We start from the raw sequence: 13,646 nt of genomic DNA on the forward strand, positions 1-13,646 counted from the left end.
CACTTCTACAATCACCACAGGCGCCACTCCGCCATCGGAGCCCCGCCCATCAGCAGACTCAACAACCTACCTGGACACCACAGCTAGTCAACGGACCCGGGGTGGGGACGCGGGGGCTCAACCGCGGAAGAACGCCAGGCCGAGGTCGGGGTGGTCGACGAAGACGCCGTCCACGCCGGAGCGGCGGACGATGTCCCACTCGGCCTCGTAGTCGCCGAACGCGGCCTTGCCCGCTCTCCCGCCGAGGCCGGACGTCCGGAACTCGGGGGTGAGGAACGCGTTCTCGGGCCGGCAGGTCCAGGTGTAGACCTGGAGCCCGCGCGCGTGCGCGTCCGCCACGATCGGTGAGGGGCCCGTCGCGCGGCCGAGGCGATCGGGAGCGAGGATCATCCGCTTGTCGACGCTGATCCCGTCCACCTCGCCCACCAGCCGATCGAGACCACCCGGGCGTGCCGTCGCGGCGTAAGTCGGGGCGTCGTCTCCGTGCGCCGCCACCAGGTCGAACGGCTTGCCGCGGGACTCGAGCAGATAGATGTACGTCGCAGCGACTCCCTGCTCGCGCAGGCGGTGCAGCACGGTCGACTCGAACGACTCGATCACGAGCGACAGCTCCCCCGACGCCCAGCCCGCTGCGCGCAGGTCGGCGACGACCAGCGGCACCAGATCCAGGCCGATTCCGGCGAAGTACGTCGCGTGCTTGACCTCCAGCACCACGCCGATCTCGCGGCCCTGCGCGAGCGACGCCGACCGCACGAGCTCCAGCACGTCGGTCAGCCGCAGCATCGGCTGCGCGTCGTCGAACGTCGCGCTCGCGGCGCGGATGGCCGGGATCCGCTCGCGGGTGGTCAGAGTGGACAGCTCCTCCCACGTGAAGTCCTCGGTGAACCAGCCCGTCAGCTTCACGCCGTCGACGGTCTTGGTCGTGCGGCGATCGGCGAACTCCGGGCGGTCCGCGACGTTCGTGGTGCCCGAGATCTCGTTCTCGTGCCGCACGACCAGCACGCCGTCGCGCGTGGCGACCACGTCGGGCTCGACCGCGTCGACGCCCAGCTCGAGCGCCAGGTCGTAGGACGAGCGCGAGTGCTCGGGACGGTACCCGGGCGCGCCGCGGTGGCCGATCACGAGCGGACGGCGGCGGGGCATGTCCTCAGCGTAATGACCCGCGCCTTCCCCGACCGTGCGAGGCTTCGCCGGGGATGCCGGAATCCCCAGCAGCCGCATAAGGATGCGGGGTATCGTGGACGTAGCACGGCGTCGTGGAGAGGCGCCGGCTCACCGATCTTGGAGTGTGACCATCATGGCCAGCCCCGGTTTCAACAGTCCCGTTTTCCAGCAGCAGGATCCGCGCGCGGTGCAGACCTACCCGGGCGGACCCCAGGCCGCCGGGCTCGGCGGCCCGGCCCAGGCGGGTCAGTACTCGCACATGGGCGTGAACCTCGCTTCGCAGGCGCAGATGGAGGGCGCGTTCGCAGCTCCTCCGGCCGGCGCCACCGAGACGGGCCGCATGACCGTCGAGGACACGATCTGGAAGACCGTCGGCCTCTTCGCCGTCATGCTCGTCCTCGCCGTCGTGTCCTGGAACTGGACGCTCGCGCCGGCGCTCGCCTCGGGCGACCCGCGCGATGTGACGCTCGTCCCGTGGATCGTCGGCCTCGCCGGCGGGTTCATCCTCGGCCTCGTCAACTCGTTCAAGAAGAACCCGAGCGTCCCGCTGATCCTGGCCTACGCCGCGTTCGAGGGCCTGTTCATCGGCGGCATCTCCGCCTACTTCGAGGTGCTGTTCCCCGGCATCGTGATGCAGGCGACGCTCGCGACCGTCGCGGTCGTCGGCGTGACCCTCGCGCTCTTCGCGAGCGGCAAGGTGCGCACGTCCCCGCGCGGCCGCAAGATCTTCATGATCGCCATCATCGGCTACATGGTGTTCAGCCTGCTGAACCTCGTGCTGATGTGGACGGGCGTGCTTCCGGGCAACATGATGTTCGGCCTGCACTCCGCCACGATCATGGGCATCCCGCTGGGCCTCGTCATCGGCGTGCTGGTCGTGTTCCTCGCCGCGTACTCGCTCGTGATGGACTTCGAGATGGTCCAGAACGGCGTCCGCAACGGTGCGCCCCGCAAGTTCGGCTGGCGCGCGGCCTTCGCGATCATGGTCACGGTCGTCTGGCTGTACGTCGAGATCCTGCGCATCATCGCGATCCTGCGCGGCAACAACTGACGCATATCTCCACAGCGAAGGGCCCGTCACAATGACGGGCCCTTCGTCGTTCCGCGGGGATGTCATCGGGCGTTGCTGAGCACCGCCCGTCCAGCGGCCACCTCGACGTCCACCGTGGAGCGGGCACCCCGCGACACGTCGAGGCGGTTGTCGAAGGATCCGGCGGAGACGTCGGAGCGCACGTCGTATGCGCCGCGGGGCAGCTCGACGTCAAGCTCGCCGGCGCTCACCGACACCGTGACGTCGTCCGGGGCATCGCCCGTCAGCGTCCCGATCAGGCGGCCCGCCGCGACCGAGAGGTTCGCGTCGGAGACGTCTGCGAGGTCAAACTGCGCCTGTCCGGCGCTCACGCTGACGTCGAGCGATTCGGCCGCGCCGCGCACGTCCATGCCGCCCGCGCCGACATCCAGCGAGAGCGCTCCGAACGCGCCTGTCGCCCGCAGCTCGCCCGCAGCGAGCGTCAGATCCGCATCCAGTCGGGCGTCCTCCAGCCGCTCGGGCAGCGTCAGCACGACGCGCTCGTCGCCGCGGTTGACGCCGAACCAGCCCCAGCCGCGGTCGGGGCTCGTCACGCGCAGCTCGCCGTCGCGGCGCTCGAGGGTCCACGCGCCGCCGCGGCCGCCCACGACGTCGAGCACGGCCTCGTCCACGTCGTCGAACTCGATCTCGAATCGCGCCGCGGCCGCGTCCACACGCAGGGATGTCACGCCCGCGGCGCTGGCGGTGAGGGTCGAATCGCCCCTCGACGCGTCCGCCACGGCGCCGCGGACGGAGCCCCAGATCGTGCCGATCAGGACGAGCGCGCCGACGACGATGGCGATCACCGAGACGACCTTGCCGGCACCGCCCGGTCGAGGCTGGTGCGGCGCGGGGGCGGCGGGCGCGGGAGGGTTCCCAGGGGCCGCCGGAGGAGGGGTGCCCTGGCTCGGCGGGGCGGGGGGCGGGGTCAGACTGTCGTTCATCGTGCCGTTCCTGTCTGCGGCGATCCGCCGCTGCGTTCGATATGGGCGAGGGCTGCGAGCACGCGGCGGTTGCCGGACTCGTCGGGCTCCAGGCCGAGTTTCTGGAAGATCGCGGTGATGTGCTTCTCCACGCTCGCCTCCGAGAGGAAGAGCAGGCCCGCGATCGCCTGGTTGGACTTCCCTTCGGCGATGAGCGCGAGCACGGTGCGCTCCCGCTCGGTGAGGCGCGCCATCCGGTCGTCCTGCGTGCGCCGCGTCAGCAGCTGTGCGACGACCTCCGGGTCCAGCACCGTGGCGCCCTGTCCGATGCGGGCGAGCGAGTCGAGGAACTCGGACACGTCCGCGACGCGGTCCTTCAGGAGGTAGCCGAGCGCGCCGCCCTGGCTCGTGATGAGCTCGCTGGCGTACCGCTCCTCGACGTACTGCGACAGGACCAGGACCGGCAGCTCGGGCCGCTTCGCTCGCAGCTCGAGCGCGGCACGGATGCCCTCGTCCGTGAACGTCGGAGGCAGCCGCACGTCCAGGATGCACAGTTCGGGGTCGGTCTCCGCCACGGTGGCGAACAGCTCGGACGCGTCGGGCAGGGCCGCGACGACCGTGTGCCCGCCGTCCTCCACGAGGCGCACGAGCCCCTCGCGCAGCAGCACCGAGTCTTCGCAGATCAGGATCCGCATGGCACGCTCACCTCCAGAGCAGTCGGCCCGCCCTGCGGGCTGTCGAGTCGGATGCTGCCGCCGGCGGCGAGCACGCGGTTGGAGATGCCGTCCAGGCCTCCCCCGGGCAGCACGCGCGCGCCGCCCAGGCCGTTGTCCTCTACGCGGGCCCACAGGGTGCCGTCGTCGCGACGTCGCACCACGACCCGGCATTCGCTGGCCCGGGAGTGCTTGGCGGCGTTGGTGAGCGACTCGGCGATCGCGAAGTACACGGCCGTCTCGGCGTCCCGGCTGCAGCGTCCGTCGATGCGGACGTCGAGGTGCACCGGGATGTGGGAGCGGCCGGCGAGCGCCGACAGCGCCGCGTCGAGGCCGCGGTCGTCGAGCACGGACGCGTGGATCCCGCGCGCGAGCTGGCGCAGTTCCGTGATGGCCGCCTTGGTCGACGTGTGCGCTTCGGCGATGAGCGTTCTCGCGGTGGCGGGGTCCTCGTCGATCTTCTGCTGCGCCAGTCCGAGCGTCATGCCCACGGACACCAGGCGCGGCTGCACGCCGTCGTGGAGGTCGCGCTCGATGCGCGTGCGCTCCACCTCGGAGGCGCGGAGGGCTCCGGCGCGCTGCACATCGGACACCCGCGCCTGCTCGACGAGTTGCGCCTCGCGCGTCGGCACGACGATCACGCGGGCGAGCATCCCGTGCAGGATGGCCAGCCCCACGATCACGGCTGCGGCGCAGAGGAACACGACGATGCCGACGACCGGCGCCCAGCCGACCGCGATGTCGAAGCCGAAGAGGCGCGCCCACCCGTCCTGCGAGTACAGCGGCGCGAAGGCGAAGGCCGCCGACGTCACGAGCGCGCTCGCGCTGCCGAGCAGCACGGTTCCGAGGATGGCCGAGATCGCGGCGTTCGCCACCGCGCGCCACATCGACGGATCGATGAACTGGCGCCACACCATCCGCAGGAAGCCGCCGAAGCCGGGACGATCCGCGCGGCGCGCCTTCAGCGGCGGCAGGTCGACGTCGTACAGGCCGTCGATGCGCGCGGTCTCGGCCCAGCCGATCGCGAAGAGCAGGTAGACGAAGCCGAGCAGGAAGACGAAACCGATGCCGAACACGGGCAGCAGTCCGATGCCGAGGCCGAGCAGGATGCCGAGGATCGGCAGCGCGATCGGCCCGAGCAGGCCCATGGCGGCGAGGTGCACCGCCGCGCCGGCGAGCACGGCAGGAGAGGAATGCGCCGGTAGCCGCCGGCGCGGTGAGGGGGCGGGCTGTGAGGTCATGGCTCCACGCTAGGCCGCGCCCCCTCCGCGCACCGCCGAGCGATCCCGACGGATCCGTTCGGGATAACCCGAAACGACGGACCGTGTCCCATCTCGTGCCGGAAACCCGACGTCTGTGTCCCACTTCCGGCCGGAATGCAGTACCCATACCGACCACAACTGGGACATCGGATGGCGGTGGGGCGGCCTTTCACGTGGGGTCGGTGCCCGAGAGGACTACTCCCACTCGATGGTCCCCGGGGGCTTCGACGTGACGTCGAGCACGACCCGGTTGACCTCGCGCACCTCGTTGGTGATGCGGTTGGAGATCTTCGAGAGCACGTCGTAGGGCAGGCGCGTCCAGTCGGCCGTCATGGCGTCCTCGCTCGAGACGGGGCGCAGCACGATGGGGTGGCCGTAGGTGCGGCCGTCGCCCTGCACGCCGACCGAGCGGACGTCCGCCAGCAGCACGACGGGGCACTGCCAGATCTCGCCGTCGAGCCCCGCGGCGCTGAGTTCCTCGCGGGCGATGGCGTCGGCCTCGCGCAGGATCTCGAGGCGCTCCCGGGTGACCTCGCCGATGATCCGGATCCCGAGGCCCGGGCCGGGGAACGGCTGGCGGCCGACGATCGCCTCCGGGATGCCGAGCTCGCGGCCGATCGCGCGCACCTCGTCCTTGAACAGCGTGCGCAGCGGCTCGACGAGCTCGAAGTCGAGGTCCTCGGGCAGCCCGCCGACGTTGTGGTGGCTCTTGATGTTCGCGGTGCCGGCACCGCCGCCCGACTCGACGACGTCCGGGTACAGCGTCCCCTGCACGAGGAAGCGGATCGGCTCACCCTCGGCCGCCGCCTCCGCGATGAGGTCCTTCTGCACCTTCTCGAAGGCGCGGATGAACTCGCGCCCGATGATCTTGCGCTTCTCCTCGGGGTCCGTGACGCCCGCGAGGTGCCCGAGGAACGTGTCCGCGGCGTCGACCGTGATCAGGCGCACGCCGGTCGACTCGACGTAGTCCTTCTCCACCTGCTCGCGCTCGCCCTTCCGGAGCAGGCCGTGGTCAACGAACACCGCTGTGAGCTGGTCGCCCACCGCGCGGTGCACGAGCGCGGTGGACACCGCCGAGTCCACGCCGCCCGACAGCGCGGAGATCACGCGCGCGGAGCCGATCTGCTCGCGGATGCGCTCGACCTGCTCGGCGATGACGTTGCCGGCGTTCCAGTCGGCCGGCAGGCCCGCGGCCTTGTGCAGGAAGTTCTCGATGATCTCCTGCCCGTGGTCGGTGTGCTTGACCTCGGGGTGCCACTGCACGCCGTAGAAGCAGCGCTCGTCGTTCCCGAAGGCGGCGACCGGGGTCGCGGCGGTCGAGGCGAGCACCTGGAAGCCGTCGGGAGCGCGCGAGACCTGGTCGCCGTGACTCATCCACACGTTCTGCTCGGCCGGCTGCCCGCCCAGCAGCACGCCGCCGTCGCCCACGAGGGCCGCGCCGGTCGCGCCGTACTCGCGCAGACCGGTGTTCGCCACCTCGCCGCCCAGAGCCTGCGCCATCACCTGGAAGCCGTAGCAGATGCCGAGCGTCGGGACGCCGAGGTCGAACACGCGACGGTCGATCGTGGGAGCCCCGGGCTCGTACACCGACGACGGTCCACCCGACAGGATCAGCGCGACCGGGTTGCGCGCGGCGATCTCCTCGGCGGTCGCGGTGTGCGGGATCAGCTCGCTGAACACGCCCGCCTCGCGCACGCGCCGCGCGATCAGCTGCGCGTACTGCGCGCCGAAGTCGACGACGAGGACCGGGCGCTGGGCGGTGTCGGCGGAGACGTCGGCTTCGAGGGGAACGGGGGACTCGCTCACGAAGCGACCTCCTGTGTCTCAGCGGGCGGGTTGCCGGCCGCGCGGGCGGCGGCCTTGGCCTCTCGTTCGGCGAGGTACCGCTTCACGTCGCGCGCGACGCGGTGCTCCATGAAGAACGAAAGGAAGGGGACGACGCCGCCGCCGGCGAGCAGGAGGAAGCGCGGGAACCGCCAGCGCATCAGGCTCCACACGCGGAAGCAGGCGAACAGGTACACGACGTAGAACCAGCCGTGCGCGATCAGGATGCCCAGCGACAGGTTGATGCCGTCGCCGCTGGAGATCATCTCGCACGCGGTCGCGCTGGGCACGAACTGCGACCACCACAGGCACTCCGGGCTCGCGATGACGGGCGCGAACCACAGGAACCCGCCGGACCCGCCCAGGAACAGCTCCACGTGCAGCGGCGTGTACTTGAGGATCATCTCGGCGACGAGCAGCAGAAGTCCGACGCCCGTGATCACGGATGCGATCTGGTAGAACTTCAGCGCGCCTCGGATCTGCGGGAACGTGGCGAGCTTGGGCGCGGGCATACGTCCAGTCTAGATCGGCACGGCTGAGCGTCCGATCCAACGGCCACCCGCCGGCGGGGTGGAGCTCGGTTTCGTCTCGCTTCGCTCGCTCAACCCGTTTCGACTCCGCGGCTCCGCCGCTCCGCTCAACGAGCGACCGAACGCCCCTTACCCCTACCCACCCACCTCAACCCCGTGCGAGCGCGAAGCGCGAGCGTGCGGGCGCGAGTGCGCCCGCCAACCAGGCGCGCAGCGCCGGCGCGCTGGAGCGCAGCGCAAGCGCCTCCCTCGCGGAGCGGCCCCTCGGGGGCCCGACGCGTGGGAGAAAAAGAAACGAGCGCGAAGCGCGAGCGTGCGGGCGCGAGTGCGCCCGCCAACCAGGCGCGCAGCGCCGGCGCGCTGGAGCGCAGCGCAAGCGCCTCCCTCGCGGAGCGGCCCCTCCGGGCCCGACGCGTGGGAGAAAAAGAAAACGCGGCGGAGTCCAAACCCACGTCGACCCAACCAGCCGCGAGAGACCTCACTCGTCCTCGCCGCCGCCCTCGAACTCCTCGACCTCGCGCTGCCAGGCGTCCTTCGCGAGGCGGTACCAGATGTAGAAGGCGAAGCCGGCGAAGATGACCCACTCGACGGCGTAGAAGACGTTGAGCCAGTTGACGCCGTTCGACACCAGCGGGGCGGGCGACGAGATCGCGTCGAGCCCGGCGTCCGCGATCCCGCCCGTGGGATCGGTCGACGCCAGGTAGGGGCGGTAGACGTCGACCCCCTCCGCCGCGGTGCCGTCGAAATCGTGCCACTGGCTCAGCAGCGCCGCGGGCGACATCCGGGTCACGTCGGTGGGAGCGCCGCCCGCGGGCGGCATGCCGGGACCCTCATCCGAGATCACGCGCCCGGCGAGGGCGACGGGGTCGGCGTCCGCGGAGACCGCGGCCGCCGCGTCGAGCGCCTCGATCGCCGCCTCGGCCGCCTCCCGCGTGGGCGCCCAGCCGATCGCGACGGCGAGGGATGTGGGATCCGCGGCGCCCTCGACGCGCAGCTGCCCCGTCACCCAGAAGCCCTCGACCGCGTCGTTGTAGCGCCCGGAGACCGGAAGGAAGTCCCCCGGCACCCAACGGCCCTCCACCTCGACGCGCTGACCCACGAACGGCTCCGGCAGGTACTCGCCCGGCTGCACGACCGCCTCGATCGGGCGGACCTCCTCGGTGACGCCCTCCGGCACCGGATCCGTGTCGATGGCGTGTCCGAGCTGCCACTGCCCGAGCCACGCGAAGATCGCGGCCACGACGAGCGCCAGCAGCAGCATCGCGATCCAGCGGGGCCGGAGCATGACCTCCCGCAGCGTCGGCGGGAAGACGAGCGGCTCGAGCTCGGTCGCGTCGGCGGGCACAGCGGCGCCACGGGGCTCCGCCGACCGGTCTGCCTCGTCGTCGCGCATCCGTCTCCTCTTAGTGGTACGGGGCGACGACGACGTCGACGCGCTGGAACTCCTTGAGGTCGGAGTAACCGGTCGTCGCCATCGACTTGCGCAGGGCTCCGATCAGGTTGGCGGTGCCGTCGGCCACCGGCGCGGGTCCGTACAACACCTCTTCCAGCGTGCCGACCTGGGGCACCCGCACCCGGCGTCCGCGCGGCAGCATCGGGTGGTGCGCCTCGGGTCCCCAGTGGAAGCCGCGGCCGGGAGCGTCCGTCGCGCGCGCCAGGGCGACGCCCAGCATGACCGCGTCGGCGCCCATCGCGAGCGCCTTCACGATCTCGCCGGAGGTGCCCACGCCGCCGTCGGCGATCACATGCACGTACCGCCCGCCGGACTCGTCGAGGTAGTCGCGGCGCGCCCCCGCCACGTCCGAGACGGCGGTCGCCATGGGCGCGTGGATGCCGAGGGTCGCGCGGGTCGTGGAGGCCGCGCCGCCGCCGAAGCCGACCAGCACGCCCGCCGCGCCCGTGCGCATGAGGTGCAGCGCCGCCGTGTACGTCGCGGCGCCGCCGACGATGACGGGCACGTCGAGGTCGTAGATGAACTTCTTGAGGTTGAGGGGCTCGGCGACGCTCGACACGTGCTCGGCCGACACCGTCGTGCCGCGGATGACGAACAGATCGACCCCGGCCGCGACGACCGTCTCGTAGAGTTCCTGCGTGCGCTGCGGCGTCAGCGCGCCGGCCACCGTCACACCTGCGGCGCGGATCTCGTTGATGCGCGCCGTCACGAGCTCGGGCTTGATCGGCTCGGCGTAGAGCTGCTGCATGCGGCTGGTCGCGACCTCGTCGGGCAGCGACGCGATCTCGTCGAGCAGGGGCTCCGGGTCCTCGTACCGGGTCCACAGTCCCTCGAGGTCCAGCACGCCGAGCGCGCCGAGGTGACCGAGCATGATGGCCGTCTGCGGACTCACGACCGAGTCCATAGGCGCGCCGAGAACCGGCACACCGAAGTGGAACGCATCGATCGACCAGTCCGTCGAGACGTCCTCCGGATTGCGCGTGCGCCGCGACGGCACCACCGCGATGTCGTCGAACGCATACGCGCGTCGCGCGCGCTTCCCGCGGCCCAGCTCGATCTCACTCACCGTCTCACTCTATCTTTCCCGTGTAGCGCTTTCTTTTTTCTCCCACGCGTCGGGCCCCCAGGGGCCACTCCGCGAGGGAGGCGCTTCGCTTTGCTCCGCGCGCCGGCGCTGCGCGCCTGGTTGGCGGGCGCACTCGCGCCCGCACGCTCGCGCTACGCGCTCGTTTCTTTTTCTCCCACGCGTCGGGCCCCGAGGGGCCGCTCCGCGAGGGAGGCGCTTCGCTTTGCTCCGCGCGCCGGCGCTGCGCGCCTGGTGGCGGGCGCACTCGCGCCCGCACGCTCGCGCTACGCGCTCGCACCGGGTAGGGGTGGGGGGAGAGGACCGGGTAGAGCTCGGTTTCGTCTCGCTTCGCTCGCTCAACCCGTTTCGACTTCGCTTCGCTCCGCTCAACGAGCGGGGTTTAGTCCCGGTCGTTGAGCGGAGCGGCGCAGCCGCGGAGTCGAAACGGGTTGAGCGGAGCCGCGCAGCGGCGGAGTCGAAACCGGGTGCGACGCGCACCGGGGAGGGGAACGCTACCGCTTGTAGTTGGGGGCCTCGACCACGATCTGGACGTCGTGGGGGTGGGACTCCTTGAGGCCGGCCGACGTGATGCGTACGAACTTGCCGCGGGCCTTGAGCTCGTCGATCGAGCGGGCGCCGACGTAGAACATCGACTGCCGCAGGCCACCGATCAGCTGATAGACGACCGCGGAGACGGGGCCGCGGTAGGGCACCTGCCCCTCGATGCCCTCGGGGATCAGCTTGTCGTCGCTCGGGACGTCGGCCTGGAAGTAGCGGTCCTTCGAGTACGAGGTCTGCTTGCCGCGCGACTGCATCGCGCCGAGAGATCCCATGCCGCGGTACTGCTTGAACTGCTTGCCGCTCTGGAACACGATGTCGCCGGGCGACTCGTCCGTGCCCGCCAGGAGCGAGCCGAGCATCACGGTGTCGGCGCCCGCGACGAGGGCCTTGGCGATGTCGCCCGAGTACTGCAGGCCGCCGTCGGCGATCACCGGGACGCCGGCCGGACGCGCCGCGAGCGATGCCTCGTAGATCGCGGTCACCTGGGGCACGCCCACGCCGGCGACCACCCGCGTGGTGCAGATCGACCCCGGGCCGACGCCCACCTTGACGGCGTCGACGCCCGCGTCCACGAGCGCCTGGGCGCCCTCGCGCGTGGCGACGTTGCCGCCGATGACGTCGATGTGCGCGAAGCTCGGGTCGGCCTTGAGTCGCTGCACGATGTCGATCACGCCCTGCGACTGGCCGTTCGCGGTGTCGACGACGAGCACGTCCACGCCCGCGTCGCGCAGCGCCTCCGCGCGCTCCCACGCGTCGCCGAAGAAGCCGATCGCGGCGCCGACGCGGAGGCGGCCCTGGGCGTCCTTGGTCGCGTGGGGGTACTTCTCGCTCTTGTCGAAGTCCTTGATGGTGATCAGCCCCGCGAGCTTGCCCTTGTCGTCGATGAGCGGCAGCTTCTCTACGCGGTGCTCGGCGAACAGCGCCACGACCTCCTCCGGACCGATGCCCACGCGGCCGGTCACGAGCCCGTCGGCCGTCATGACGTCCTTGACGAGCGTGGTGGTGCGCTCGAACTCGCTGACGAAGCGCATGTCGCGGTTGGTCACGATGCCCACCAGGCGGCCGTCGGCGTCGATCACGGGAAGGCCGGAGATGCGGTACTTCGCGCACAGCCCGTTGACCTCTTCGATCGTCGCGTCGGGCGTCGTCGTGATCGGGTCGGTGATCATGCCCGACTCGCTGCGCTTCACGCGGTCGACCTGCGTGGCCTGGTCGGCGATCGACAGGTTGCGGTGCAGGATCCCGATCCCGCCCTGGCGCGCGAGCGCGATCGCCATCCGCGCCTCGGTGACGGTGTCCATCGCGCTGGACAGCAGCGGCGTCGCGACGCGGATGTTGCGCGTCAGCCGAGACGAGGTGTCCGCCTCGCTGGGGATGACATCCGTGTGCCCTGGCAGCAGCAGCACGTCGTCGTAGGTGAGTCCGACGAAGCCGAACGGGTCGTAGTCGCTCATGGGTGGTGCTCCTGCCGCTGTCGCTGGGGTGGCCGCCCGAGGCCGCCGCTTCCGAGGATGCCGAGCGCGCCTGCGGCGGCGGGGACCACCGCTGCGCCGCTCTTCCCTGTATGGGATTCTAAGGCTCGGAAAGCTGGATCTATTCCGGCAGCGGACTGTTTCGCGACCCGCGCATTGGCTGAAACAGACACGACACATTACGCTCGTACGGTCGTACATCAAGGCCGATTACACAGTTCCGTCGGGGTCTGGGTACTGGACAGGAGGTTCTGTGGATCCGTCGATCTCGACGTCTCGCAGCGGGCACAGGCTGCTCGCGGCGCTCGGCACGCTGTTTCTCGCCCTCACCCTCGTCGTCTTCGCGGCGCCGGCCGCGGCATCGGCCAACGTCACGCCCGACGGCCAGGAGGTCACCGACTTCTACTTCGGCGGGATGATCACCTTCGAGGACGAGCCGGTGCCGGACGTCACGATCTCGGTCGACGGGGGCGGCTTCACCGCCGAGACCACCACGGACGCCGAGGGCCGGTGGCGCCTGTACGTGCCCGACCGTGACAGCTACACGCTCACGGTCGACGAGGACACGCTGCCCGACGGGGTGATCGTCGACGCGACGCAGCTGCCGGAGGGCATGCAACCCGTCGACGGCACCACGGCCTCGTTCGCGGTGGAGTTCGGTCTGACGGGGACGAAGATCGTCAACCTCTTCCTCGGCGAAGGCGTGCGCGAGACGACATCGTTCGCCGACCAGCTGGTGTCGCGCATCGTCGGGGGCATCAACTTCGGGCTCCTGCTCGGGCTGGCGTCCATGGGCGCGGCGCTGATCTACGGCACCACCCGGCTGTCGAACTTCGCCCACGGCGAGATGGTGACGTGGGGCGCCGTGGTCGCGCTGATCGTGTCGTCGGTCTGGCAACTCCCGCTGTGGCTGGGGATCGTCGCGGCGGTCGTCGCGGGCGGGCTGCTGGGGTGGTCGATGGACGCGGGGATCTGGCGCCCGCTACGACGACGCGGGTTCGGGATCGTGCAGCTGCTGATCGTCAGCATCGGCCTCTCGCTCGCCCTGCGCTACGTGCTGCAGTTCCTCATCGGCGGAAACACCCACCAGCTGCCCGGCTCGAGCCCCGAGCCGATGCGCCTCGGCCCGATCTCGCTGTCCTACATCGACCTCATCGGCATGGGAGCGGGGCTCGTGGTGATCCTCGGGGTCGCGTACTTCCTCACCCAGACGCGCCTCGGCAAGGCGACCCGGGCGATCTCCGACAACCCGCAGCTCGCCGCCGCGTCGGGCATCGACGTCGACCGGGTCGTCCGCATCGTGTGGATCCTCGCGGGCGTCCTCGCCGCGATCTCCGGCATCCTGTGGGCGTACTTCCGCCCCGGCGTGAAGTGGGACATGGGCATGCAGATGCTGCTGCTGATGTTCTGCGCAATCACGCTCGGCGGACTCGGCTCCGCGATCGGCGCGCTCATCGGATCGATCATCGTCGGACTGGCGGTCGAGGTGTCGACGCTCCTGGGCGTCCCGACCGACCTGAAGTACGCCACCGCGCTGGTCGCGCTCATCGTGATCCTGCTCGTGCGCCCGCAGGGCATCCTCGGTCGCAAGGAAAGGCTGGGCTGACGC

The 13,646-nt window shown here is 70.9% G+C and carries 11 protein-coding genes; 2 read left to right on the plus strand and 9 right to left on the minus strand.

The features are described 5' to 3' along the window. Nucleotides 1-117: 117 nt before the first annotated feature. Nucleotides 118-1,143: a glycerophosphodiester phosphodiesterase family protein gene (locus tag IEX37_RS06475; protein ID WP_188755451.1), complete on the minus strand. Its 1,026-nt coding sequence runs from the start codon at nt 1,141-1,143 to the stop codon at nt 118-120. A gap of 154 nt (nt 1,144-1,297) precedes the next feature. Between IEX37_RS06475 and IEX37_RS06480 the strand changes: the two genes are divergently transcribed. Continuing rightward, nucleotides 1,298-2,215, plus strand: coding sequence for a Bax inhibitor-1/YccA family protein (locus IEX37_RS06480; RefSeq protein ID WP_188755452.1), 918 nt, complete (start codon nt 1,298-1,300; stop codon nt 2,213-2,215). Between the two features lie 62 nt (nt 2,216-2,277). Here IEX37_RS06480 and IEX37_RS06485 read toward each other — a convergent pair whose 3' ends face one another. The 8 genes from IEX37_RS06485 to guaB all read right to left on the minus strand — a co-directional run bounded on the left by IEX37_RS06485 (nt 2,278) and on the right by guaB (nt 12,019). Continuing rightward, nucleotides 2,278-3,177: a hypothetical protein gene (locus tag IEX37_RS06485; protein ID WP_188755453.1), complete on the minus strand. Its 900-nt coding sequence runs from the start codon at nt 3,175-3,177 to the stop codon at nt 2,278-2,280. Further along, nucleotides 3,174-3,851, minus strand: coding sequence for a response regulator (locus IEX37_RS06490; RefSeq protein ID WP_188755454.1), 678 nt, complete (start codon nt 3,849-3,851; stop codon nt 3,174-3,176). Before IEX37_RS06490 ends, IEX37_RS06485 begins: the two co-directional genes overlap by 4 nt. Continuing rightward, nucleotides 3,839-5,110 carry a sensor histidine kinase gene (locus IEX37_RS06495; protein ID WP_188755455.1) on the minus strand — a complete coding sequence of 424 codons (1,272 nt, stop codon included), beginning with the start codon at nt 5,108-5,110 and terminating at the stop codon, nt 3,839-3,841. The genes IEX37_RS06490 and IEX37_RS06495 overlap by 13 nt, the downstream gene beginning before the upstream one ends. Nucleotides 5,111-5,326: 216 nt before the next feature. Next, a complete protein-coding gene (gene guaA / locus IEX37_RS06500) occupies nt 5,327-6,937 on the minus strand; it encodes a glutamine-hydrolyzing GMP synthase (protein ID WP_188755456.1) in 1,611 nt (536 codons plus the stop codon). After that, nucleotides 6,934-7,467 (minus strand): DUF3817 domain-containing protein, encoded by a 534-nt coding sequence (locus tag IEX37_RS06505; protein ID WP_188755457.1) that lies wholly within the window; start codon nt 7,465-7,467, stop codon nt 6,934-6,936. The genes guaA and IEX37_RS06505 overlap by 4 nt, the downstream gene beginning before the upstream one ends. A 496-nt stretch (nt 7,468-7,963) precedes the next feature. Then, nucleotides 7,964-8,770: an SURF1 family cytochrome oxidase biogenesis protein gene (locus tag IEX37_RS06510; RefSeq protein ID WP_188755630.1), complete on the minus strand. Its 807-nt coding sequence runs from the start codon at nt 8,768-8,770 to the stop codon at nt 7,964-7,966. A 118-nt stretch (nt 8,771-8,888) separates the two neighbouring features. Continuing rightward, on the minus strand, nt 8,889-10,004 hold the full coding sequence (locus tag IEX37_RS06515) for a GuaB3 family IMP dehydrogenase-related protein (RefSeq protein ID WP_188755458.1): 1,116 nt from the start codon (nt 10,002-10,004) through the stop codon (nt 8,889-8,891). A 512-nt stretch (nt 10,005-10,516) separates the two neighbouring features. Then, nucleotides 10,517-12,019 carry an IMP dehydrogenase gene (guaB, locus tag IEX37_RS06520; protein WP_188755459.1) on the minus strand — a complete coding sequence of 501 codons (1,503 nt, stop codon included), beginning with the start codon at nt 12,017-12,019 and terminating at the stop codon, nt 10,517-10,519. A gap of 271 nt (nt 12,020-12,290) precedes the next feature. Here guaB and IEX37_RS06525 point away from each other — a divergent pair, with 271 nt between their 5' ends. Further along, nucleotides 12,291-13,643 (plus strand): branched-chain amino acid ABC transporter permease, encoded by a 1,353-nt coding sequence (locus tag IEX37_RS06525; protein WP_229663120.1) that lies wholly within the window; start codon nt 12,291-12,293, stop codon nt 13,641-13,643. Nucleotides 13,644-13,646: the final 3 nt, after the last annotated feature.

It is taken from the genome of Microbacterium album (assembly GCF_014643695.1).
Taxonomy (GTDB): Bacteria; Actinomycetota; Actinomycetes; order Actinomycetales; family Microbacteriaceae; genus Microbacterium; species Microbacterium album.

What these genes read in the sequence shown, in the direction of transcription:
- IEX37_RS06475 (WP_188755451.1), bottom strand. Translation starts at nt 1,143, where the DNA reads ATGCCCCGCCGCCGTCCGCTCGTGATCGGCCACCGCGGCGCGCCCGGG.
- IEX37_RS06480 (WP_188755452.1), top strand. Translation starts at nt 1,298, where the DNA reads ATGGCCAGCCCCGGTTTCAACAGTCCCGTTTTCCAGCAGCAGGATCCG.
- IEX37_RS06485 (WP_188755453.1), bottom strand. Translation starts at nt 3,177, where the DNA reads ATGAACGACAGTCTGACCCCGCCCCCCGCCCCGCCGAGCCAGGGCACC.
- IEX37_RS06490 (WP_188755454.1), bottom strand. Translation starts at nt 3,851, where the DNA reads ATGCGGATCCTGATCTGCGAAGACTCGGTGCTGCTGCGCGAGGGGCTC.
- IEX37_RS06495 (WP_188755455.1), bottom strand. Translation starts at nt 5,110, where the DNA reads ATGACCTCACAGCCCGCCCCCTCACCGCGCCGGCGGCTACCGGCGCAT.
- IEX37_RS06505 (WP_188755457.1), bottom strand. Translation starts at nt 7,467, where the DNA reads ATGCCCGCGCCCAAGCTCGCCACGTTCCCGCAGATCCGAGGCGCGCTG.
- IEX37_RS06510 (WP_188755630.1), bottom strand. Translation starts at nt 8,770, where the DNA reads ATGCTCCGGCCCCGCTGGATCGCGATGCTGCTGCTGGCGCTCGTCGTG.
- guaB (WP_188755459.1), bottom strand. Translation starts at nt 12,019, where the DNA reads ATGAGCGACTACGACCCGTTCGGCTTCGTCGGACTCACCTACGACGAC.